The following is a 21,074-nucleotide window of genomic DNA, read 5'->3' on the forward strand; positions in this document are numbered from 1 at the left end:
GCCTTGTCTGGCTCTAATTCAGAAGATCGTAAACAGGTCCTAAGCCGCGTGCTTGCTAGTCGCCAGGAGGCGCCCCTGATGTTCACCGCCCTGCGTTACAGCCCGTTGCTTGTGCTGCCTTTGGGTGCCCCGTGCACTGCGGCGGAGCGCTGGGCATTGGCGCGCACTTTGGTCTGGGCGATGGCGGGTTGGCGGTAGCGCTGCTGTGGCGGGGTGCCGACAGGTGCGAGCTGGTTGCCACCGCAAAACCGGCAGTGCGGCGAGGCCCTATCCCTGTGCAAGTGCTTTTGAGTGGGAGCGGATTTATCCGCGATTGAGTCAGGCACTGCGGTGGCCTTATCGCGGATAAATCCGCTTCCACAAAAGCTGCGCCCGACCGGCGTTTATTTGCCGGCCGACAGGCCCAGGTCGATGGCCAGGTCGGCGCCGGTGATGGCGCTGGCGCCCGGCTGGCAGAGGAAGTACGCCAGCTCGGCCACCTCGCCAGGCTGGACGAAGCGCGCGGCCTGACCCTGCGGGTACTTGGCCAGCAGGCTGCGGTAGTAGCCCAGCGGGTCGCCATTGCCGTAGCGCTCGGCCTGGAAGGCCAGCATCGGCGTGTCGATATCGCCGGGCGATACGGTGTTGCAGCGCACGCCGAAGGGCGCCAGATCCAGCGCCAGGGTCTTGCCGAGCAGGGTCAGGCCGCCCTTGCTGGCGCAGTAGGCCGCAGCGTTCTGGTTGCCCTGGCGCCCGGCATCGCTGGAGATATTGACGATGGCGCCCTTGCTGTCCTTGAGATGGGGAATGGCCGCCGAGCACATGAAGAAGGGGGCCTTGAGGTTGACCGCCATGAGCAGGTCGAAATCCTCTTCGCTGAACTCGTCCACCGGCCCTTCGCGCCATACCCCAGCGGCATTCACCAGGGCATCCAGCCGGCCGACCCGGCCGAGTACGCGGCTGACCACCTCGCGGCAGGCCTCGGCTGTGCGCAGGTCGGCGGGAATGGAGCCGGCCAGCGGCAGCTCGTGGCCCAGCTCGGCGAGGCCGGCGTTGTTCTGGTCGGTCACCACCACCCGCCAGTTGCCCTGGTGAAAGCGTTGCGCCAGGGCACGGCCGAGGCCGCCGGCGGCGCCGGTGATCAGTACGACGGGTTGGGGCATGGCAGGCTCCGTATGCGGAAAGAATTAGGCTTTGCGTAGGGTCAGGCGTGGGTCAGATACCAGCGCCAGTCCTGCTCGCCGACCTCGCCCATGAACTGGCGGAACTCGGCCCACTTGATCGCCAGGAATACCTTGAGAAAGTCCTCGCCCAGTGCCTCCCTGGCCCAGGTCGAATTTTCCAGGGTGCGCAGGGCGGTCAGCCAGTCGGTGGGCAGGGTCTCGCGGGCCTGTTCGTAGCCGTTGCCGATGATTTCCTCGCCCGGATCGATCTGGTTTTTGATCCCGTGATGGATGCCGGAAAGAATCGCCGCTGCCGCGAGATAGGGGTTGGCGTCGGCGCCGCAGATGCGGTGTTCGACATGCCGGCTGTTGGCCGGGCCGCCCGGTACGCGGAACGACACGGTGCGGTTGTTCACGCCCCAGCTCTTGGCCAGCGGCGCGTAGCTGTTGGCCTGGAAGCGGCGGAAGGAGTTGGCGTTGGGGCAGAAGATCGCCAGGGCATCATTCAGCGTGGCCATCATGCCGCCGATGGCGTGCTTGAGCAGCGGTGTGCCGTGCGGGTCTTCGCTGGCCATCAGGTTGTTGCCCTGTTCATCCGCCAAACTCACGTGCATATGCAGGCCGCTGCCGGCCAGGTCACCGAACGGCTTGGCCATAAAGCAGGCCTGCAGCCCGTGCTTGTTGGCCACGCCCTTGACCAGGCGCTTGTAGCGCACACCCTCGTCGATGGCCTGCAGCGCGTCGAAGCGGTGCTCCAGGGTCAGTTCGACCTGGCCCGGGGCGTACTCGGAAATCGCCGTGCGCACCGGCAGGCCCTGCACTTCGCAGGCGGCGTAGAGGTCGTCGAGGAACGGCTGCAGCTGCTCCAGCTCGTACACGCCATACACCTGCGGCGCCTGCGGGCGCACGCCGTTGGCCTGCAGCGCCGGCTGCGGGCGGCCGTTGGCGTCGCGGGTCTTGTCCAGCAGGTAGAACTCCAGCTCCACCGCCATCACCGGGTGGTAGCCGTCGGCCTTGAGCCGGTCGATGGCGCGTACCAGCACGTGGCGTGGATCGGCCGGGGCGGCCGGCAGGCCCTGGCTCGGGTGCATGCTCACCTGCAGCTGGCCGGTGGGCGTGGCACGCCAGGGTTGCAGGGTCAGGCTGCCGGGCAGCGGGTAGGTCCAGCAGTCGGCGTCGGCCACTTCCCAGACCAGGCCGCTTTCTTCCACGTCCTCGCCCTGGATGGTCAGCGCCAGGATCGAGCTCGGCAGCGGCCGGCCGTTCTCGTAGATGGCCAGCAGTTCGTCACGGTGCAGCAGCTTGCCGCGCGGGATGCCGTTGGCGTCGATCAGCATCAGCTCGATGCTGCGCACTTCGGGATGGGCGGCGAGGAAGTCGCGGGCTTCCTGGGGATTGGCGAATTGCATGGTGGTTTCTCTGTCAGGTGGATTGATGGTTCCCACGCTCTGCGTGGGAACCTATCCGGGGCGCTCTGCGCCCCATGCGACGCGGAGCGTCGCTGCCTGCGTGCCCACGCGGAGCGTGGGCACGATCAGCCATGGGTGGGGTTACTCGCGGGCGCCGGGGATGGCCAGCAGCTCGGTCAGGGCCTGGTCGAGCATGCCGATCAATTTGTCCACGTCGTCCGCCGTGGTGCTCGGGCAGCACAGGGTCATGTTGTGGAACGGGGTGATCAGGATGCCGCGGTTGATCAGGTACAGGTGCAGGGCCATCTGCAGCTCGTCGTGGAAGGCGGCTTCGGCCTCGGCGCCGGTCTTCGGCGACACCGGGCAGAACTGGAACTCGCTGCGTGCGCCCAGCTCGGTGACCGACCACTGCAGCTCGTGCTTGCCGATCAGGCTGCGGAAGCCGTCGGCCAGGCGCTTGGCCAGCGGCAGCATGTGTGCGTAAGCGGCCTGCGTCATCACCTGTTCCAGGTTGGCGCGCATGCAGTGCATGGCCAGGGCGTTGGCCGACAATGTGGTGCCCATGCCGCTGTGACCGTGGCCGTGGCTGCCTTCGCTGGCACGTTTGCGCGCGGCGGTCATGGCTTCGGCCATCGCCGCGCTGCAGCCGAAGATGCCGCACGGCACGCCGCCGGCGATCGGCTTGCCGACCACGAAGAAGTCCGGGTCGAGGTTCCACAGCTGGGTACAGCCACCGATGTCGGTGGAGATGGTGTGGGTCTCGTCGATGATCAGCAGCGCGCCGTATTTACGGGTCAGCTCGCGGCACTTCTGCATGAAGCCCGGCTCGGGCAGCACCATGCCGATATTGGTCATCGCCGGCTCGCAGAGCAGGGCGCAGACGTCGCCCTTAGCCAGCGCGGCTTCCAGGGCGGCGACATCGTTGAACGGGATCGAGCGGCTGTACTGGGTCAGGTCGTAGGCCTGGCCGACCAGGCCGGAGCGCGGCACGGTTTCGCCGTCGATGCAGCGCACCATCACGTCATCCACCGTGCCGTGGTAGCAGCCGTCGAACACCAGCAGGGTCTTGCGCTGGGTGATCGCCCGCGCCCAGCGCAGTACGTAGCGGTTGGAGTCCGTGGCGGTGGCGGTGACCTGCCAGAACGGCAGGCCGAAGCGCGCGGCCAACAGCTCGCCGCAGACCACCGCGTCCTCACCCGGCAGCATGGTGGTCAGGCCGTTGTTGCCTTGTTCGGCGATGGCCTTGGCGATCGGGTCCGGCGAGTGGCCGAACATGGTGCCGGTGTCGCCCAGGCAGAAGTCGATGTACTCATGGCCGTCGACGTCATAGAAGCGCGCGCCCTTGGCCCGCTCGACGAACAGCGGCACCGGGGTCGACCAGTCGGCCATCCAGTGCATCGGCACGCCGCCGTACAGGGAGTGGCGTGCGCGCTCGGCCAGGGTCACGGACTTGGGGTTGCGCTCGATGAAGCGCTGGCGCTCGCGGCTGGCAAAGGTTGCTACGGCGGCTTGGCTGATGCCACTGGCAGTCATGTTGAACACCTCGTTCGAATTTCTGCACATCTTTGTTTGTGATCACAAATAAGTCAATAGGTGTCTTTTAAACCGTATTGCGCTAGATTTTCCTAAATTTGTGATCACAGGTTGCGATAAAAATGGACAATACACAGCAAGTGGCCCTGATCAGCGGGGCCGGCAGCGACAGCGGCATCGGCATGGCCATCGCCCGCCGCCTCGGCCAGCAGGGGGTGCGGGTGCTGATCACCGCCAGCAGTGCGCGCATCCAGCAGCGTGCCGCCGAGCTGCAGGCTGAAGGTATAGACGCTCGCGCCATGGCCGCCGACCTCACCGACGAAGCGCAGGTCAAGGCGCTGGCCGAGTGGGCCCATGCTCAGTTCGGCCATATCGACATTCTGGTGAATAACGCCGGGATGGCCATGGTGGGTAGCCCGGAGCCGTTCGCCGACGTGGCGGACATGGAGCTGGCGACCTGGAACCTGTCGCTGGCACGCAACCTGACCAGCGCCTTCCTGCTCACCCGCAGCGTCTTGCCGGGGATGAAGGCCCGTGGCTACGGGCGCATCGTGCACATCAGCTCGACCACCGGCACCCGCGGCAGCAATCCCGGCGAGTCGGCCTACAGCGCGGCCAAGGCGGCCATGCTGGGGATGAACATGAGCCTGGCCCTGGAGGTCGGCAAGCAGGGCATCACGGTCAACAGCGTGGCGCCCGGCTGGATCGCCACGGGTTCCTCCACGGAAGAGGAACGGCATGCCGGCACCTATACCCCGATCGGCCGCGCCGGGCGCCCGGAGGAAGTGGCGGCGGCGGTGGCCTTCCTGGCATCCCGCGAGGCCAGCTATATCACCGGCGAGGTATTGGTAGTCGACGGTGGCAACTGCCTGATCGAAAACAAGGCCCCGTAGGGTGCGCCGCGCGCACCAGCCAGCCCGAGCCGAGTCCCGGTGCGCACAGCGCACCCTACGGCCAAACCCAACAAGGACATCACCATGCGCAACTGCTCGCTGACCCTCGCCCAACTCCCCGCGCCACCGGCCAAAGGTGAATGACCATGGCCGACAATCTGCAGGACCAGCTCTACCAAAAAATTCGTGAAGGCCTGCTGGCCGGGCGCTTCCAGCCCGGCGAGCGGCTGAAGATCCGCGACCTGGCCGCCGAGTGGGGCACCAGCCCGATGCCGGTGCGCGCCGCCCTGCAGCGCCTGGTCGCCGAGGGCGCCCTGGAAGGCGAGCCGCAGCGCTCGGTGCGGGTGCCGCCGATGACCCGCCAGCGCTACCAGGACATCTTCCAGGTGCGCCTGGGCCTGGAAGGCCTGGCGGTGGAACTGGCCACCCCGCGCCTGAGCCCGGCCAACCTGGCCGAGCTGCGCCACTGCGTGGCGCGCATGGACCAGGCCATCGAGCAGCGCCAGGTGCAGGCCTACCTGGACGCCAACAGCCAGTTCCACCTGTGCCTGTACGGCGCCTGCGGCAATCCGGTACTGCTGCGCTCGATCGAGTCGCTGTGGCTGCAGATCGGCCCGTTCTTCAACCGCCTGTTCACCGGCGCCGACCTGTCGCTGCGCCTCAACGACTTCCACGAGGAAGCCTTCGCCGCCATCGAGGCCGGCGACGCCAAGGCCGCGCGCCAGGCCATGGAGCAGGACCTGATCTACTTCGCCCGGTTCCTCCTCAACCTGCTGGAGCTGGAGCCGGGCGAGGTAGCGGCGCGTTGAGGGGCAATTCATGCCCTGGAGCCTGTTCACGCTCTGCTGCGCGTCGGCTCTACTGCGTTAAAAACAGGCTCGGAAAGCTCATTTACAGTTTGTAAACTGCGCTTCCTCGCCTGCTTTTGCCTTGTATAGCTCTAGCTCGCGAGATCGTGAGCAGGCTCTTACACTGCAGTGACTTTTGCGGCCGTACAAGGATCCAGCCGATGGCGGATTACAGCAGCACGCGCTTTCTGATCGTCGACGACTTTTCCGATTTCCGCAGCTCGCTCAAGGCCATGCTGCGCGATATCGGCGCGCGCGACGTGGACACCGCCGACCGCGGCGAAGAGGCCCTGGCCCTGTGCCGGCAGAAACGCTACGACATCATCCTGCACGACTACAACCTGGGCGCCGGCAAGAATGGCCAGCAGGTGCTCGAGGAGTTGCTGGTCGGCAAGCTGATCAGCCACCAGTGCATCTTCGTCATGGTCACCGCCGAAAGCAGCCAGGCCATGGTCCTCAGCGCCCTGGAGCACGAGCCGGACGCCTACCTGACCAAGCCGTTCAACCGCGCCAGCCTGGTCCAGCGCCTGGACAGGCTGATGGAGCGCAAGGCCGCGCTCAAGCCGATCCTGCAGGCGCTGGACAAGGGCGATCCGGCCGCCGTGCTGGCCGCCTGCGACGCCCTCAGCCGCAAGGACCGGCGCTTCGTGCCGCTGTGCCAGCGCTACCAGGCCGGCGCCCTGCGCGAACTGGGGCGCAACGCCGAACTGGAGAAGCTGCTCAACGCCGTGCTCGCCGACCGCGCCATGCCCTGGGCCTACCTGGCCCTCGGTCGCCTGTTGCAGGCGCGCGGCGAGCTGGGCCGCGCCCGCGAAGTCTACGAGCGGGCGCTGCCGGCCTGCCCGATGCAGCCGGGGCTGTACGACGGCCTGGCCGCGGTGCTCGCGGCCCAGGGCGAGAACCAGCGCGCCCAGGCGGTTCTCGAGGAGGCGGTGAAGTTGTCGCCGCTGGCCATCCGCCGGCAGATGCAGCTGGGCCAGCTGGCGCTGGACAACGAGGACTTCGGCAGTGCCGCCAAGGCCTATCGCCAGGCCATGGAGCAGGGCCGCAACTCGCGCTTCAAGAGCCCGGAAAGCTACCTGGGCCTGGCCCAGGCGCTGCTGGCCGAGGCCGGCGACGAGAGTCTGGACAAGCGCGTGCAGGCCGAGATCGGCCAGGCCATGGGCGAGCTGGACAAATACTACGGCGAGGACCCGGCCCTGCAGGTGCGCGCCAGCCTGATGCAGGCCGGGGCCCTGGGCAAATCCGGCGAGCCGGCGCGGGCGGCCAGGCTGGCCGAGGAGGTGGTGGCGCGCATGGCCGAGCTGCCGCAGTTCTTCTGCGCCGATGCCGCCCTGCAGGTCGCCGGCCAGTTGCGCGCGCTGGGCCAGGCGGCAGCCAGCGACAGCCTGCTGAAGAGCTGCATGGAGATCTACGGCGACGACCCGGCGGTGCTGCAGAAGGTCGCCAGGCAGACCGACGATCCGCAGATCCTCGCCGCCGGCCAGGAGGCCATCGACTTCAATCGCCAGGGCGTGCGCGCCTACCAGTTGAGTCGCTTCGGCGATGCCCTGGAACTGTTTCGCCGGGCCCTGGCGCTGCAGCCGAAGAACATCAGCATCGCCCTCAACGTCGCTCAGTCGCTGCTGCGCCTGGGCGGCGAGCAGCCGGCGGCGGGCGTGCTCGAGGAGTGCCGGCGCTGCCTGGATGCGGTGAACCGGATGCCGCCCGGCGACCCGCGCTACGAGCGCTACCAGCAGCTGCGCCGGCGGGTGTTCGGCGCATGAGCGGGGAACGCGACGGGCTGGATTTCTCCACGGTGATCGCCTCCACCGTGCACGACATGAAGAACTCCCTGGCCATGCTCACCCAGACCCACGGCCAGTGGCTGCAGCAGATGCCCGAGGCCCTGCTGCACGGCCGCGAGCACGGCATCATCGAGTACGAGTTCGCCCGCCTCAACGGCATGCTGGTGCAGCTGCTCGGCCTGTACAAGCTGGGGGTCAACCAGCTGCCGCTGCGCCCGGCCTACCACGAGCTGGAGGACTTCATCGAGGCGCAGCTGGCGCGCCACCACGAGGTGCTGCAGAGCCGCCATATCCAGGCGCGCTGCGAGGTCGCGGAGTTCGACCTGCTGGGCTTCTTCGACCAGGAACTGCTCGGCTCGGTGGTGGCCAACATCATCACCAACTCCATCCGCTATGCGCGCAGTGCCCTGCTGGTGCGCGCCTGGCAGGAGCCGGAGGGGCTGGTGCTGTCGATCTGCGACGACGGCCAGGGCTACCCGCCGGCCATGCTCGCCGAGCAGTCCGACTACGTGCTCAGCCTCAACCACAGCACCGGCAGCACCGGCCTGGGCCTGTACTTCGCCGGGCGCATCGCCGAACTGCACGAGCGCAACGGCGTGCGCGGCCATATCGCGATCAGCAACGGCGGCCCGCTGGGCGGCGGCGAGTTCCGCATCTATCTGCCCTGATACGCCCCTGCCGCCAATGCCTGCGTAGGGTGCGCCGTGCGCACGGCGTCCGCTACGGGGTGTCGCTTTTCAGCTTTCCAGCCAGACGTCGCGGGCCCAGTGCCACACCGAGTCCCAGCTCTCGTCGGTCAGTTCGCCTTCGTCGCCGTCCCACAGCCAGACCTGGCCTTCCACATCCACGGCGTAGTAGTCGCGGCCGTCCTGGCACAGCGGCACCAGGTCGCGCGGCAGGCCGAGGTCCCAGGCCACCGAGGCGACTTCCGGCAGGTAGGTGTGCGACTGCGGGTCGGCGGCGGTGACCGGCTCCAGGCGACCGTAGACCACGTCGCTGACCTTGAGCAGGAACTCGCGCAGCTCGAAGGGCAGGTGGATGAGGATCTGTTCCTGGATTTCCACCAGGGTTTCCTCGTCCGGCAGCTCCAGGGGTACCGGCACCGGCTCGTTGAGTTCACGCAGCTGTTCGATGACTTCTTCCATGGGGACGGTCCTCGTGCAATGGGATGGGCTTTATACAGTAGTGCGCGGCGGGAGGAAAAAGCGCCGGCGAATTGGCTAAAATTTGTACAGTAGGAAGGATGTTTGCTGGAGCGCCCCGGCAAGGGCCGGGGCCGGGAGGTGTGAGATGAGCATGGCAACAACCGTACAGCGCAGCCTGGCCAGTGCGCGCTGCAAATTCGAACTGGTGGCCCATCCGCGCTCGGCCACCAGCCTGGAGTCGGCCCGGGTGGCCTATGTGCCGGCCGAGCGGGTGGCCAAGCCGGTGATCCTCGACGACCGCCACGGGCGTTTCCTGATGGCCGTGGTGCCGGCCAGCCGCCATCTGAACCTGGGCCGGGTGCGGCAGAACAAGGTGGACTGGCAACTGAGCAACGAGGCGGCCGTCGCCGGCCTGTTCAGCGATTGCGAGGTGGGTGCGGTACCGGCCCTGGGTGAGCCCTATGGCATGCCGATGCTGATCGACCCGCAGCTGACCCGGCAACAGGACATCTACCTGGAGGCCGGCGACCACGAGAACCTGGTGCACCTGGAGATGGAGCAGTTCCTCAAGCTGGTGCCGCACGCCGAGGTGTGCGAGCTGTGTCACTGAGCCGCAAGGGTCGCGGCGGCCATGCCGGCCCGCCACTGCCGCCAACGACACCGCCGTGCTTCTGGTTCCGCCGTTCGCTGGCGCGGCGGCGGGTGCGCCGGGGCGGGCGCCCGCACTGAGCGCTGCACGCCAGGCTGCCGTAGGGTGCGCCGTGTGTTCAGCCGGGACACATGGGTGCGCAGCAGAGACCTGTCAGGGGCCAAGCTCGCTAACCACCATTCAGAGCAGGCGCTTGCCGTCCTCGCGGGTGATCACCACGGTGGCCGAGCGCGGGCGGCGGCCGGGGCCGTCCGGCCAGGTGCTGAGCAGGTTGCTCGCGGTGGAGCCTTCGCCGGGGTGCTGGATATTCACGAACAGGGTGCGGAAGTCCGGCGTGGCGCTGATGCCGGTGACTTCGGCGCCGATCGGCCCGGTGAGGAAGCGCTTGATCTCGCCGGTGCGCGGGTCGGCCACCAGCATCTGGTTGTGGCCGAACGGGCCGCTGGCCAGCTGGCTGCCGCTCATGTCGGTCTGGATCCACAGGCGCCCGTCCGGGTCGAACCACAGGCCGTCCGGGCTGGCCAGGATGTTGCTCTCGTCCAGCGCCGCGCCGCCGGGGCCGCGGCTGTCGGCCTGCGGCCCGGCGAGCAGGAACAGGTCCCAGGCGAAGCGCTGGCCGGCGTGGTCGCGGCGGTCTTCGCGCCAGCGGATGATGTGCCCGTAGGGGTTGGCCGCGCGCGGGTTGGCGGCGTCCGCCGTGGTGCGCGAGCTGTTGTTGGTCAGGGTGAAGTACACCTCGCCGTTGTCCGGGTTGACCGCGCCCCATTCCGGGCGGTCCATCTTGGTGGCGCCGGCGATATCGGCGGCCAGGCGGGTGTTGATCAGCACTTCGCCCTGGTCGGCGAAACTCACCCCGGCGGCGCTGCAGGCGGCCTGGAAGGCTGCGTCATGGATGTCCAGGGCCAGCCAGTCGCCGCTGCCGTCGGCGTTGAAACGGGCCACGTACAGGGTGCCCTCGTCCAGCAGGCGCCCCGGCTGGCGCAGCAGCGGCCGGTACTTGGCGCGGCTGACGTACTTGTAGATGTATTCGTTCTGCGAGTCGTCGCCGGAATAGCACACCAGCGGCTTGCCGGCCTGCACCGGGGCGAAGATCAGGCCTTCGTGGGCGAAGCGGCCGAGGGCGCTGTGCTTGAGCGGGGTGGAGTCGGGGTCGAAGGGGTCGATCTCGACGATCCAGCCGAAGTGGTTGGGTTCGTTGCGGTAGTCGCCGCTGGCGTCGGCGGCCTTGCGGGTGGCGTCGAAGCGCTGGAATTCGTCGCCGGCCAGGGTCTCCCAGCCGAAGCGGCTGCTCGAACGCAGGCCGTAGCGCTTGAGTTCGCGCGGCAGGTCGGCGTCGCGGCTGGCGAAGTAGCCGGCCCAGTTTTCCTCGCAGGTCAGGTAGGTGCCCCAGGGCGTGTAGCCGTTGGCGCAGTTGTTCTGGGTGCCGCGGCTGGCGCTGCCGTCCGGGCTGTGCAGGGTTCTGAGCAGGGCATGGCCGCGCGCCGGGCCGGCCATCTGCATCGGCGTGGCGGCGGTGACGCGGCGGTTGTAGCGGCCCGGCACCAGCTGCCAGTCGCCGCGCACGTCGCGGCGGATCTCGATGATGGTCACGCCGTGGGCGTTGATTTCCTTGCGCACTTCCTCCGGCGAGCTGCGCTTGCCGTCCACCGTGGTCGGGCCGTTGGGGTGCAGCAACGGGGCGTCGATGTATTCGTTGTTGAACACCAGCAGGCCGTGGTTGGACTGGCGGCCGCCGACCAGGCTGCGCTGGGCGTCGAGGGGGAAGAAGTGCATGCCGTCGTGGTGCATGCCGACCTGTTCGGCCTGGTCCTGGGCGCTGTTGCTGGCGTCTTCGAGGAAGGCCGGGTAGCGCCCGCAGATCGGCGTGCCCCAGGGCACGAAGGCCGTGGCACGGTAGCCGGCCGGCACCGTGATGGCGTCGGCGCGGCTGATCGGCACGGCGTCGAACGGCAGGCGGTTGCGCTTGCCGAACGGCGGCCGCGCGGCGCTTGCCGGCTCGGCGGCTGCCACCGCCTGCGGCAGGCCGACGCCGAGGAAACCCAGGGCGCCGAGGGCCGCACCGCCGGCCAGCAGCTGGCGGCGGCGCTGGTCGATCAGCTCGCTCAGGTGCGGGTTGTGGGAGTGGTTGCTGGGGAGTTCATCGCCGCTGCCAAACAGCACGGCGTGGTGGGGGTCGAGGCTCACGGTTCGGTTCCTTCTGGGAGGATGGCGACGGAGCCCTGACGCTAGCGAGGGAAGAAGACGGAAGCGTGACGCTTGTGTGGCGAGTCGATGCTTTGTGCGCGGGTTAACCTTTGTCGTGGTGCTCGTTGTGCCCGTCGTGCTGGCGAAGCCCTAGGGTTTTGCCGCGCGGCTCATCAGGCGCGCATCGAGCAGGGCGTGGTGAGGAATGGCCGCCTCGTCGAGGTCGCTGAGTAGCGTGGTGTCTTCCCGGCAGCTGACATGGGCGGGCAGGCCGGGGCGGCCGAACAGTTCGAGCAGCAGCGGCCAGTCCCAGGCCAGGGCGTCGCTGACGATTTCCACGGCGCTGTAGCCCTGCAGGAATTGCTGCAGGGCGGCGCGGGCCTGGCTGCGGCTGTGGCCGTGGCGGGCCAGGTCGAGCTGGGGCAGGACGATGGCCTGGACGAATTCGGAGCAGTCGGCAGCGTCCCAGCCGTCACTGAGTTCCACATAGAACTCGGCGCCGTCCGGATCGACCAGGGCCAGGCTGATCAGCCGGTAGTCGGCGCTCAGGCTGGTGAACTCGGTGTCCAGGTACAGGGTGTGCATGCGCGCAGGTTTCAGCCCATGTGGAAGAAGGCCAGCTTGTGGCCGTCGAGGTCGCGGAAGTAGCCGGCGTAGAAGCCCGGCATGCGCTCGCCGGGGGCGCCTTCGTCGCTGGCGCCGAGGCTGATGGCCTTGGCATACAGCTTGTCGACGTTGTCCCGCGAGCCGGCAGGCAGGGCGATCATGCTGCCATTGCCGACGCTGGCCGGCTGCTTGTCGTAGGGCAGGCACACGCCCAGCATCGGCTGGTCCATGGCCTTGCCGTAGAACGCCGCGCGGCCGACATCCATCACCAGCTTGGCGCCCAGTTCGGCGAGCAGCTCGGTGTAGAAGGCCTTGGCCTTGTCCAGGTCGGCGGTGCCGATCATTGAGTATCCGATCATGACGATGTCCTCGTGGGGGGTGGGCAGAATCTAGCGCAAGCCGAGGCAAGTACAAGGCGAAATGCGCCTGGCTGGCAACGGGCATAAAAAACCCGGGCCGGGCCCGGGTTTTTCGTAACGCATGTGGATCAGCCGTTCTGGCGGATGCCGGCCACCAGCCAGGGCTGGTTCTCGCCGTTGACCCGCTCCATGCGCCAGCTTTCGCTGAAGGCTTCGCCCTGGTCGAAGCGCGAGGTCTTGGCCACGCCGCGGAAGGTCAGGGTGGCGACGGTCTTGTCGGCCAGTTCGTCGATGCCGTCGAGCTGTGCGTCGAGGTCGTCGATGTAGGTGGACTGGAAGCCTTCACCCAGGCTGGCGCGCTCTTCCTTGAGGAAGCTGAGCATCTGCGGGGTGACGAATTCGCCGATCTTGTCCATCTCGGCGGCGTCCCAGTGCTGCTGCAGGGCGAGGAAGTGCTCGCGGCCGGCGGCGATGAAGCGCTGCTCGTCGAACCAGGCCGGCGCCTTGATCACCGGACGGGCGGCTGCGCCGCCAGCACCGAAGATCGCCTGCTGCGGCATCTGCCGCTGCATGCCGCCGGGCATGGCCGGCTGGCCATGGGCCTGACGGCGCGAGGCGATCAGGCGGAAGATGACGAAGGCGACCAGGCCGAGCAGGAGGATATCGAGCAGCTGGATGCCTTCGAAGCCGTCGCCCATGAACATCGAGGCAAGCAGGCCGCCGGCGGCGATGCCGGCCAGCGGGCCGAGCCAGCGCGAAGCGCCGCTGGCGGCCGGCGCGGTACGCCCGGCGGTGGCGGCAGTGCCGGTGGCAGTGGTCGGTGCGGCGGTTGGCGCATCGGCCTGGCGGGTCTGGTGGGTCGGCGCGGAGCCGAAGGTCTTGCCGCCGCCCATGCGCTTGGCGCTGGCGTCGAGGCTGAGAGTCAGGCCCAGGCACAGAGCCAGGGCGATGCTGAGAAAGCGCTGCATGAGGGTATCCCGGTAATGTGGTGGTACGCGCGCCATCCTGCCCAGTCCGGCGGGCAAAGGCCAGCCCAGTGTGTTTCCGGATTTATGTACAACTGTGTCTGTTCGCTCTGCCGGGCTTGCGCTACATCTGTGCCTTGCTTGTTTGCCCCGAGGTGTCTGCATGTATATCCCCAAGGCGTTTGCCGTCAGCGAGCTGGCCGAATTGCACGGTTTGATCGAGCACAGTGGCATGGCCACGCTGGTCTGCCAGGGCGAGCAGGGTCTGCAGGCCAGCCATCTGCCGCTGCTGCTGGTGCCCGGCGAGGGCGAGTTCGGCACCCTCTACGGTCACTTCGCCCGGGCCAACCCGCAATGGCGTGCCCTGGCTGATGGCGCCGAGGTGCTGGTGGTGTTCCAGGGCGCCGAGGCCTATGTCAGCCCGAGCTTCTACCCAACCAAGGCCGAGCACGGCAAGGCGGTGCCGACCTGGAACTACCAGGCGGTGCATGCCCATGGTCGCGCCGAGGTGTTCGACGAGCGCGAGCGCCTGCTGGCGCTGGTCAGCGCGCTGAGCGACAAGCACGAGCGGCGCCGCGAACGGCCGTGGGCGGTGAGCGATGCGCCGGCCGACTATATCGACAGCATGCTGCGCGCCATCGTCGGCTTCGCCCTGCCGATCAGCCGCATCGAGGGCAGCTTCAAGCTCAGCCAGAACAAGAGCGCCGCCGACTTCGCCGGAGTACGTGACGGCCTGGCCGCGTCGCCGCGGGACAGCGAGCGGCGCCTGGCCGAGTGCATGCAGCGCCTGCCCTGAGCGGCCGGAGCAGAAGCGCGGGGTGATTCTCTGTAGGAGCGGCTTTAGCCGCGATGCTTGGCAGGGAAAAGGCATCGCGGCTAAAGCCGCTCCCACACAAGCCGGGGTGCCTACCTGAGCAGCCAGCGCAGCGGGCCGCAGCGCAACTGGCGGCGCAGCAGGGCGCGCAGCTCGGCCTCGCCCTCCTCGGGGTGGCGCAGCCAGTGCACGAAGGTGCGCAGGTAGGCGGCGCTCAGCAGGCTCTCCTCGGCGATGCGGGAGAGGTGCAGGTTCTGCCGCAGCGCGGCCTCGCGCCACCACTGCACGGTACGGCTGATGCGCAGCAGGCCGCCGAGCTGCAGGTGGATATGCCCCGGCTCCAGCTTGTACAGCAGCATCTGCCCGGTCACCGCGCGGTGCGTGGCGAGGCTGGCCAGCCAGGCGACCAGCAGTTCCTCCAGGCGTTTCTCCGTCTTCAGGCCGGGTAGGTCGGCCCCCTTGGCGCGGGCCAGCAGGGCCTGGTCGGCGCGGTCGAACCAGGCTTCGACCAGGTCGTCCTTCTGTCGGTAGTGGCGGGCGATGGCGGCCAGGTCGCTGTCCAGCTCGGCGGCGACCTCATGCAGGTGCAAGCGCTCCCAGCCGCAGCGGTCGGCCAGGTGCAGGGCGCAGTCGAGGATCTTGTCGGCGGATGGGGTCGCGCGGGGCATGGGCTCACCTCCGCTCACCAGTATGCTGGCTGAGCGGAGGGTGCGCGGGGGATGCGACGGGCGGGCGGCGCGATCAGAAGTGGTAGGCGGCGCCCAGGCGCAGGCTCTGCTCGGTCAGGCGCTGGTTGTATTCCTCGTTCCACATGTCGACGGCGATGTCCTTCTCCGTGCCGTAATCGGCATAGCGGTACTCGACGCGGGCGGAAACGGCATCGCTGAGCAGGTACTCGGCGCCGGCCCCGACCGTCCAGCCGCCCTGACCATCGCTGTGGGACTCGCTCAGGCCCGTGAGGCCGTCCTGCCATTCGCGCTCGACCTGGGCATAGGCATAGCCGGCGGTGGCGAACAGCAGCAGGTCGGGGGTCGGCAGGTAACCGAGGCGGCCGCGCAGCGAGCCACTGGCTTCGATATCGCTGGTGCTGGGGAAAACCTCGACGCGGATGCCGTTGAACTCTTGGTAGTTGCGGTCGCTGCCTTCGATGCGGCCGTCGTAATCCGCTTCCACCCCGACCAGCCAGTTGTTCTGCAGCAGCCAGTTGTAGCCGGCCAGCACGCCGTACTGTGCGCCCCTGGGGTTGGTCTCCTGGGTCCAGCCGTTTTTCTGGCCAGTGGCCTGGTTGTAGCTGGTGCCTTCGTCCTCGGCCCAGGCATAACCTGTGTAGAGGCCGATGTAGCCACCTTCGAAGCTGGCAGCCTGGGCGGTCAATGGGGCCAGCAGGCTGGCCAGGAGCAGGGCGCGTTTCATCGATATAGTCCTTGTTCTTATGGGGGTGGTTGAGGCGTAGGGGTGTGGCTGGCTACAGCGCTTCCAGCTTGGCATAGCCGAGCATCAGCCACTTGCTGCCTTCGGCCTCGAAGTTGACCTGCACCCGCGCCTGGGCGCCGCTGCCTTCGAAGTTGAGGATCACCCCGTCGCCGAACAGCGCATGGCGCACGTGCTGGCCGAGGCGAAAGCCGGTGTCCGGCACTTCGGCGTTGGCGAACATGCTCATGCTGCCGGTGCCGCTGCTGGAACTGCCACTGCCGTAGGGGCGGCTGACGCTGTTGGACAGGCGTACTTCCTGGATCAGCGCCGGCGGAATCTCGCGGACGAAGCGCGAGACCTTGTTGTAGGTCTCGCTGCCGTACAGGCGGCGGGTCTCGGCGTAGGTCAGCACCAGGTGCTGCATGGCGCGGGTCACCCCGACATAGGCCAGGCGGCGTTCCTCTTCCAGGCGGCCGGGTTCTTCCAGGCTCATCTTGTGCGGGAACAGGCCTTCTTCCATGCCAACCAGGAACACCATGGGGAATTCCAGGCCCTTGGCGCTGTGCAGGGTCATCAGCTGGATGCTAGCTTCGTGCTCGTCGGCCTGGGTGTCGCCGGCCTCCAGCGAGGCGTGGGTGAGGAAGGCCGCCAGCGGGGTCATTTCCTCTTCCTCGTTGTTCTCGAAGTTGCGCGCGGCGCTGACCAGTTCTTCGAGGTTTTCCACCCGCGCCTGGGCCTTCTCGCCCTTCTCGGCCTGGTGCCAGGCGATCAGCCCGCTCTGCTCGATAACCGTCTGCGCCATCAGGTGCAGCGGCATATCCAGCACCTTGGCGGCGAGGTTCTCGATCAGCTCGACGAAGGCCGCCAGGGCACCGGCGGCGCGGCCCGGCAGGGCCTTGTTGGCGAGCAGCTGCTGCATCGCCGCCCACATCGACAGCTCGCTGTGGCGCGAATGCTCGCGGATGGCCTCGATGGTCTTCTCGCCGACGCCACGGGTCGGCACGTTGATCACCCGCTCCAGCGCGGCATCGTTGTGCCGGCCGTCGAGCAGGCGCAGGTAGGCCACCGCGTTCTTGATCTCGGCGCGCTCGAAGAAGCGCTGGCCGCCGTAGATGCGGTAGGGAATCTTCTCGCGCAGCAGGGCTTCTTCGAGCACCCGCGACTGCGCGTTGGAGCGGTAGAGGATGGCGATTTCGCTGCGCGACAGGCCGGTCTTTAGTGCCCGCTCGATGCTCTCGACCACGTAGCGCGCTTCGTCGTGCTCGTTGAAGGCGGCGTACAGGCACAGCGGTTCGCCGTCGTCGCCGTCGGTCCACAGTTCCTTGCCCAGGCGCCCGTTGTTGTTGGCGATCAGGGCGTTGGCGGCCTTGAGGATGCCGGCGGTGGAGCGGTAGTTCTGCTCCAGGCGGATCATCTGCGCGTCGGGGAAGTCGCTGCTGTACTGCTGGATGTTCTCGATCTTGGCGCCGCGCCAGCCGTAGATCGACTGGTCGTCGTCGCCCACCACCATCAGGCTCTCGCCGCCCTTGGCGAGGAAGCGCAGCCAGGCGTACTGCACGGCGTTGGTGTCCTGGAACTCGTCGACCAGGATGTGCTTGAAGCGCTGCTGGTAGTGCGCCAGCAGGCCCGGGTTATCCCGCCACAGGTCGAGGGCGCGCAGCAGCAGCTCGGCGAAGTCGATCACCCCGGTGCGCGCGCAGGCCGCTTCGTAGGCCTCGTAGATCTTCAGCATGGTGGCGAGGAACAGGTCGCCGCCGGCCTGGATGTTCTTCGGCCGCAGGCCTTCGTCCTTCTGCCCGTTGATGAACCACTGCGCCTGCTTGGCCGGCCAGCGCTGTTCGTCCAGGCCCAGTTCGCGGATCACCCGCTTGACCAGGCGCTGCTGGTCGTCGGAATCGAGGATCTGGAAGTTCTCCGCCAGCCCGGCTTCCTGCCAGTGCGCACGCAGGATGCGATGGGCCAGGCCGTGGAAGGTGCCGACCCACATGCCGTTGGGGTTGAGCCCGAGCATCTGCTCGATGCGCTGGCGCATCTCGGCGGCGGCCTTGTTGGTGAAGGTCACCGACAGGATCGAGTACGGCGAGGCACCGAGGAACTGGATGAGAAAGGCGATGCGGTGCACCAGCACGCGGGTCTTGCCCGAGCCGGCGCCGGCCAGCACCAGCTGGCGGCCGAGCGGGGCGGCCACGGCCTGGCACTGCGCATCGTTGAGGGAGGCGAGGAGAAGTTCTGGGTCGAAAGAGGCGGGATCATTGTGCATCGCGGCATTCTACGGGCCGGGGCAGGGGGCGGCAAACCGTGACCGGATTGAACCGATCAGTCAGTGAACAGCTGTGCGCCTTTTGTCGGTGCGCGGTTGCGCCGGGCCTGCAAAAGGCTTTGGCAGACGCTCTAGCTCGGGTATGCTCGGGCAAAGTCGGGCAAACCATTACAAGAAAATCGCCTATGACCACCCCCGTTACAGGATCGACGGCAGCCCTGTCGCTCGATGATGCGCGCGCCATTCGCCAGCAGTTCGCCAGTGAAATTGCGGCCGAACAGACACGCCTGCTCTATCAGGGCTCCCAGGTGCCCACCCTGTTCATGCTGCTCAACGCGCTGGTCTGTGCCGGCCTGCTGTGGGGCGGCGAGCAGACCCTGCTGCTGGCCGGCTGGCTGGTCTGGGTAGTGCTGCTGGCGGTGCTGCGCCTGATCCAGATGGCTTCCTTCAATGGCGCCTCGCCTGCGCGCCAGGCCAGCCCGCAGTGGCGGCAGATGTTTTTGCTCGGGGCCGGGCTGTCCGGCCTGACCCTGGCGTTTGCCGCCGTGGTGCTGGTGCCGGGCGACCGCTTTCTGCTGCAGGCGCTGGTCTACGGCCTGATTGCCGCCGCCATTCTGTTCGCCAGTGTCGCCTATGCCGTCAGCCGTTCGGCTTTCCTGGTGTTCGCCCTGCCGTGCCTGCTGCCGTTCATCGCCTACACCCTGCTGAGTGCGCAGCCGCGGCTGCAGGCTTGGGGCGCGCTGGGCCTGCTGCTGTTGCTGAGCCTGTGCGTGGTGGCCTGGCAGGTCAATCGTCTGGTCCAGCGCAGCCTGTTGCAGCGCTTCCAGAACCAGGCGCTGATCAGCGGCCTGGAGCTGGCCCGCGCGAGTGCCGAGGGGCTCAACCAGGAGCTGGCCCGCGAAGTGGAACAGCGCCGTCGCGCCGAGCGCGAGCTGCGCCAGGCCCACGACGAGCTGGAAATCCGCGTGGCCCAGCGCACCCTGGAGCTGGACGATGCCAGCCATGCCCTGGGCAAGAGCGAGGCGCGCCTGGCCCTGGCCCTGGAGGCCAGCGAGCTGGGCCTGTGGGACTGGGACCTGCAGACCGACCAGGTGCACCACAGCCACCTGGAAAGCATCTTCGGCATCAGCCAGGAGCAGGTGAAGGGCGTGCTCAGCCACCTCAAGCCGCGCCTGCACCCGGACGACCTGCCGCTGCTGCGCCGGGCCCTGGTCGAGCACCTCAAGGGCCGTACCGACGGCTACTGCGTGGAATACCGCGTGCGCCATGCCGACGGCCGCTGGCGCTGGGTCGAGGACCGCGGCCGGGCGGTGGAGCGCGACGCGCAGGGCCAGGTGCTGCGCATGCTCGGCACCCGCCGCGACATCACCGGGCGCCGGCTGCGCGACGAGCAGCAGCGCCTGGCCGCCACGGTATTCGAGGCGACCAGCGAAGGCATCGTCATCCTCGATGCCGACTACCTGCTGCTGTCGGTCAACCAGGCGTTCAGCCAGGTCACCGGCTACCGCAAGGACGAGGTGCTCGGGCGCAGCGTGGCGACCCTGATCAGCAGCCGCGACGCGCGCCGCCAGTACCAGCTGATCCGCCAGGAGCTGGAGCTGCACGGCTGCTGGCGCGGCGAGCTGATCGAGACGCGCAAGAACGGCGAGCTGTACCCGCAGTGGCTGCAGCTCAACGTGGTGCGCGATACGCGCGGCCAGGTCAGCCATATCGTCGGCTTCTTCTCCGACCTGTCGTCGCGGCGGCAGACCGAGGAGCGCCTGCGCTACCTGTCGCACTACGACGAGCTGACCGGCCTGGCCAACCGCACGCTGTTCCGCGAGCGCCTGCACGAGGCCGGCGAGCGCGCGCGGCAGAGCGGGCGCAGCCTGGCCATGCTGCATATCGACCTGGACCGCTTCAAGCTGCTCAACGACAGCCTCGGCCATGAAGTGGCCGACCAGCTGCTGCGGCAGATGGCGCGGCGCCTGACCCAGGCCGCGTCGGAGGCCAACACCATCGCGCGGCTGTCCGGCGACGAGTTCGCCATCCTGCTCGACGATTTCGGCAGCCTGTCGATCCTGGCGCGCACCGCCAGCCGCCTGCTCAGCAAGCTGCGCACGCCGATGGATGTCGGCGGCCACGAGCTGGTGCTCAGCGCCTCCATCGGCATCAGCCTGCTGCCGGACAACGCGCGGGAAATCTCCGCGCTGATCAGCCAGGCCAACATGGCCGTGCAGCATGCCAAGCACCTGGGCGGCAACACCTTCCAGTTCTACACCGACAACCTGCAGGCCTGCACCCTGGAGCGCCTGCAGCTGGAGAACCAGCTGCGCAAGGCGATCAGCGACGGCCAGCTGGAGGTGTTCTACCAGCCCAAGCTGTGCCTGGCCGACGACAGCCTCAACGCCGCCGAGGCGCTGGTGCGCTGGCGCCACCCGCAGCTGGGCCTTGTGCCGCCGAGCGACTTCATCCCGCTGGCCGAGGAAACCGGGCTGATCGCGCCGATCGGCGAGTTCGTCCTGCGCCAGGCCTGCCTGCAGGCGCGTGAATGGCAGCGCCAGGGCCTGGTCGATCTGCGCGTGTCGGTAAACCTGTCGGTGCACCAGCTGCGCCAAGGCAACCTGGTCGGCCTGGTGCATCAGGTGCTCGACGAAACCGGCCTGCCGTCGCGCCTGCTGGAGCTGGAGCTGACCGAGAGCCACCTGCTGGACAACGTGGAGAACGTCATCAGCACCTTCCAGCAGCTGCGCGATTTCGGCGTCAAGCTGGCGATCGACGACTTCGGCACCGGCTATTCCTCGCTCAGCTACCTCAAGCGCTTCCCGGTGGATTACGTGAAGATCGACCAGACCTTCGTCCGCGACCTGTCGGTCGGTGGCGAGGACGCGGCGATCACCCGGGCGATCATCGCCATGGCCCACGGCCTGGAGCTCAAGGTGGTCGCCGAGGGCGTGGAAACCCAGGCGCAGATGGATTTCCTCAAGGCCCAGCGCTGCGACGAGATCCAGGGCTTCCTGATCAGCCCGCCGCTGCCGGCCGAGCAGTTCGCCGAGCTGCTGCGCGCCCATGCGGCGATCTGCTGAAC

The 21,074-nt window shown here is 68.0% G+C and carries 18 protein-coding genes; 7 read left to right on the plus strand and 11 right to left on the minus strand.

Annotated elements, in window-relative coordinates; genetic code table 11:
- Positions 1-383: 383 nt before the first annotated feature.
- From GV001_RS01780 to GV001_RS01790, 3 genes are all read right to left on the minus strand, one after another.
- Positions 384-1,142, minus strand: a complete 759-nt coding sequence (locus GV001_RS01780) for an SDR family NAD(P)-dependent oxidoreductase (protein WP_160077531.1) — start codon at positions 1,140-1,142, stop codon at positions 384-386.
- Between the two features lie 41 nt (positions 1,143-1,183).
- Positions 1,184-2,551, minus strand: coding sequence for a glutamine synthetase family protein (locus GV001_RS01785; protein ID WP_160077533.1), 1,368 nt, complete (start codon positions 2,549-2,551; stop codon positions 1,184-1,186).
- A gap of 141 nt (positions 2,552-2,692) precedes the next feature.
- Positions 2,693-4,084, minus strand: coding sequence for an aspartate aminotransferase family protein (locus tag GV001_RS01790; RefSeq protein WP_160077535.1), 1,392 nt, complete (start codon positions 4,082-4,084; stop codon positions 2,693-2,695).
- A gap of 122 nt (positions 4,085-4,206) precedes the next feature.
- Between GV001_RS01790 and GV001_RS01795 the strand changes: the two genes are divergently transcribed.
- The 4 genes from GV001_RS01795 to GV001_RS01810 all read left to right on the plus strand — a co-directional run bounded on the left by GV001_RS01795 (position 4,207) and on the right by GV001_RS01810 (position 8,280).
- Positions 4,207-4,977, plus strand: a complete 771-nt coding sequence (locus GV001_RS01795) for an SDR family NAD(P)-dependent oxidoreductase (protein ID WP_160077537.1) — start codon at positions 4,207-4,209, stop codon at positions 4,975-4,977.
- A 146-nt stretch (positions 4,978-5,123) separates the two neighbouring features.
- Entirely contained in the window at positions 5,124-5,786 is a 663-nt protein-coding gene (locus GV001_RS01800) for a GntR family transcriptional regulator (protein WP_160077539.1), read from the plus strand.
- A 200-nt stretch (positions 5,787-5,986) separates the two neighbouring features.
- Positions 5,987-7,591, plus strand: a complete 1,605-nt coding sequence (locus GV001_RS01805) for a tetratricopeptide repeat-containing response regulator (protein WP_160077541.1) — start codon at positions 5,987-5,989, stop codon at positions 7,589-7,591.
- Positions 7,588-8,280 (plus strand): sensor histidine kinase KdpD, encoded by a 693-nt coding sequence (locus tag GV001_RS01810; protein WP_160077543.1) that lies wholly within the window; start codon positions 7,588-7,590, stop codon positions 8,278-8,280. Before GV001_RS01805 ends, GV001_RS01810 begins: the two co-directional genes overlap by 4 nt.
- Before the next feature lie 69 nt (positions 8,281-8,349).
- Here the strand turns inward: GV001_RS01810 and GV001_RS01815 are convergent, their stop codons facing one another.
- Positions 8,350-8,757 (minus strand): SMI1/KNR4 family protein, encoded by a 408-nt coding sequence (locus tag GV001_RS01815; protein WP_160077545.1) that lies wholly within the window; start codon positions 8,755-8,757, stop codon positions 8,350-8,352.
- A 145-nt stretch (positions 8,758-8,902) separates the two neighbouring features.
- On the opposite strand from GV001_RS01815, the gene GV001_RS01820 reads away from it, so the two are divergent.
- A complete protein-coding gene (locus GV001_RS01820) occupies positions 8,903-9,367 on the plus strand; it encodes an aminoacyl-tRNA deacylase (protein WP_160077547.1) in 465 nt (154 codons plus the stop codon).
- A 219-nt stretch (positions 9,368-9,586) separates the two neighbouring features.
- On the opposite strand, the gene GV001_RS01825 is transcribed toward GV001_RS01820, so the two are convergent.
- The 4 genes from GV001_RS01825 to GV001_RS01840 all read right to left on the minus strand — a co-directional run bounded on the left by GV001_RS01825 (position 9,587) and on the right by GV001_RS01840 (position 13,523).
- Positions 9,587-11,590, minus strand: coding sequence for a PhoX family phosphatase (locus GV001_RS01825; protein WP_160077549.1), 2,004 nt, complete (start codon positions 11,588-11,590; stop codon positions 9,587-9,589).
- A gap of 150 nt (positions 11,591-11,740) precedes the next feature.
- Positions 11,741-12,175: a 3'-5' exoribonuclease gene (locus GV001_RS01830; protein WP_160077551.1), complete on the minus strand. Its 435-nt coding sequence runs from the start codon at positions 12,173-12,175 to the stop codon at positions 11,741-11,743.
- An 11-nt stretch (positions 12,176-12,186) separates the two neighbouring features.
- Positions 12,187-12,555: a VOC family protein gene (locus tag GV001_RS01835; protein ID WP_160077553.1), complete on the minus strand. Its 369-nt coding sequence runs from the start codon at positions 12,553-12,555 to the stop codon at positions 12,187-12,189.
- Positions 12,556-12,683: 128 nt separating this feature from the next.
- Positions 12,684-13,523: a Tim44 domain-containing protein gene (locus GV001_RS01840; RefSeq protein WP_160077555.1), complete on the minus strand. Its 840-nt coding sequence runs from the start codon at positions 13,521-13,523 to the stop codon at positions 12,684-12,686.
- Between the two features lie 160 nt (positions 13,524-13,683).
- On the opposite strand from GV001_RS01840, the gene GV001_RS01845 reads away from it, so the two are divergent.
- Positions 13,684-14,316: an FMN-binding negative transcriptional regulator gene (locus GV001_RS01845; protein ID WP_160077557.1), complete on the plus strand. Its 633-nt coding sequence runs from the start codon at positions 13,684-13,686 to the stop codon at positions 14,314-14,316.
- Positions 14,317-14,426: 110 nt separating this feature from the next.
- Here the strand turns inward: GV001_RS01845 and GV001_RS01850 are convergent, their stop codons facing one another.
- From GV001_RS01850 to uvrD, 3 genes are all read right to left on the minus strand, one after another.
- A complete protein-coding gene (locus tag GV001_RS01850) occupies positions 14,427-15,002 on the minus strand; it encodes a TetR/AcrR family transcriptional regulator (RefSeq protein WP_160077559.1) in 576 nt (191 codons plus the stop codon).
- 73 nt (positions 15,003-15,075) lie between these two features.
- On the minus strand, positions 15,076-15,747 hold the full coding sequence (locus GV001_RS01855; protein WP_160077561.1) for an outer membrane protein: 672 nt from the start codon (positions 15,745-15,747) through the stop codon (positions 15,076-15,078).
- Between the two features lie 52 nt (positions 15,748-15,799).
- The gene (uvrD, locus tag GV001_RS01860) at positions 15,800-18,007 is read right to left on the minus strand and encodes a DNA helicase II (RefSeq protein WP_160077563.1); all 2,208 of its coding nucleotides are present in this window, start codon (positions 18,005-18,007) and stop codon (positions 15,800-15,802) included.
- A gap of 185 nt (positions 18,008-18,192) precedes the next feature.
- Here uvrD and GV001_RS01865 point away from each other — a divergent pair, with 185 nt between their 5' ends.
- Positions 18,193-21,072 (plus strand): bifunctional diguanylate cyclase/phosphodiesterase, encoded by a 2,880-nt coding sequence (locus GV001_RS01865; RefSeq protein WP_160077565.1) that lies wholly within the window; start codon positions 18,193-18,195, stop codon positions 21,070-21,072.
- Positions 21,073-21,074: the final 2 nt, after the last annotated feature.

This window comes from Pseudomonas sp. 8AS, assembly GCF_902506505.1.
GTDB lineage: Bacteria > Pseudomonadota > Gammaproteobacteria > Pseudomonadales > Pseudomonadaceae > Aquipseudomonas.

Excerpts from the sequence above, each read along its gene's own strand:
- GV001_RS01780 (WP_160077531.1), bottom strand. The coding sequence starts at position 1,142 with ATGCCCCAACCCGTCGTACTGATCACCGGCGCCGCCGGCGGCCTCGGC.
- GV001_RS01785 (WP_160077533.1), bottom strand. The coding sequence starts at position 2,551 with ATGCAATTCGCCAATCCCCAGGAAGCCCGCGACTTCCTCGCCGCCCAT.
- GV001_RS01790 (WP_160077535.1), bottom strand. The coding sequence starts at position 4,084 with ATGACTGCCAGTGGCATCAGCCAAGCCGCCGTAGCAACCTTTGCCAGC.
- GV001_RS01795 (WP_160077537.1), top strand. The coding sequence starts at position 4,207 with ATGGACAATACACAGCAAGTGGCCCTGATCAGCGGGGCCGGCAGCGAC.
- GV001_RS01800 (WP_160077539.1), top strand. The coding sequence starts at position 5,124 with ATGGCCGACAATCTGCAGGACCAGCTCTACCAAAAAATTCGTGAAGGC.
- GV001_RS01805 (WP_160077541.1), top strand. The coding sequence starts at position 5,987 with ATGGCGGATTACAGCAGCACGCGCTTTCTGATCGTCGACGACTTTTCC.
- GV001_RS01810 (WP_160077543.1), top strand. The coding sequence starts at position 7,588 with ATGAGCGGGGAACGCGACGGGCTGGATTTCTCCACGGTGATCGCCTCC.
- GV001_RS01815 (WP_160077545.1), bottom strand. The coding sequence starts at position 8,757 with ATGGAAGAAGTCATCGAACAGCTGCGTGAACTCAACGAGCCGGTGCCG.
- GV001_RS01820 (WP_160077547.1), top strand. The coding sequence starts at position 8,903 with ATGAGCATGGCAACAACCGTACAGCGCAGCCTGGCCAGTGCGCGCTGC.
- GV001_RS01830 (WP_160077551.1), bottom strand. The coding sequence starts at position 12,175 with ATGCACACCCTGTACCTGGACACCGAGTTCACCAGCCTGAGCGCCGAC.
- GV001_RS01835 (WP_160077553.1), bottom strand. The coding sequence starts at position 12,555 with ATGATCGGATACTCAATGATCGGCACCGCCGACCTGGACAAGGCCAAG.
- GV001_RS01840 (WP_160077555.1), bottom strand. The coding sequence starts at position 13,523 with ATGCAGCGCTTTCTCAGCATCGCCCTGGCTCTGTGCCTGGGCCTGACT.
- GV001_RS01845 (WP_160077557.1), top strand. The coding sequence starts at position 13,684 with ATGTATATCCCCAAGGCGTTTGCCGTCAGCGAGCTGGCCGAATTGCAC.
- GV001_RS01850 (WP_160077559.1), bottom strand. The coding sequence starts at position 15,002 with ATGCCCCGCGCGACCCCATCCGCCGACAAGATCCTCGACTGCGCCCTG.
- GV001_RS01855 (WP_160077561.1), bottom strand. The coding sequence starts at position 15,747 with ATGAAACGCGCCCTGCTCCTGGCCAGCCTGCTGGCCCCATTGACCGCC.
- uvrD (WP_160077563.1), bottom strand. The coding sequence starts at position 18,007 with ATGCACAATGATCCCGCCTCTTTCGACCCAGAACTTCTCCTCGCCTCC.
- GV001_RS01865 (WP_160077565.1), top strand. The coding sequence starts at position 18,193 with ATGACCACCCCCGTTACAGGATCGACGGCAGCCCTGTCGCTCGATGAT.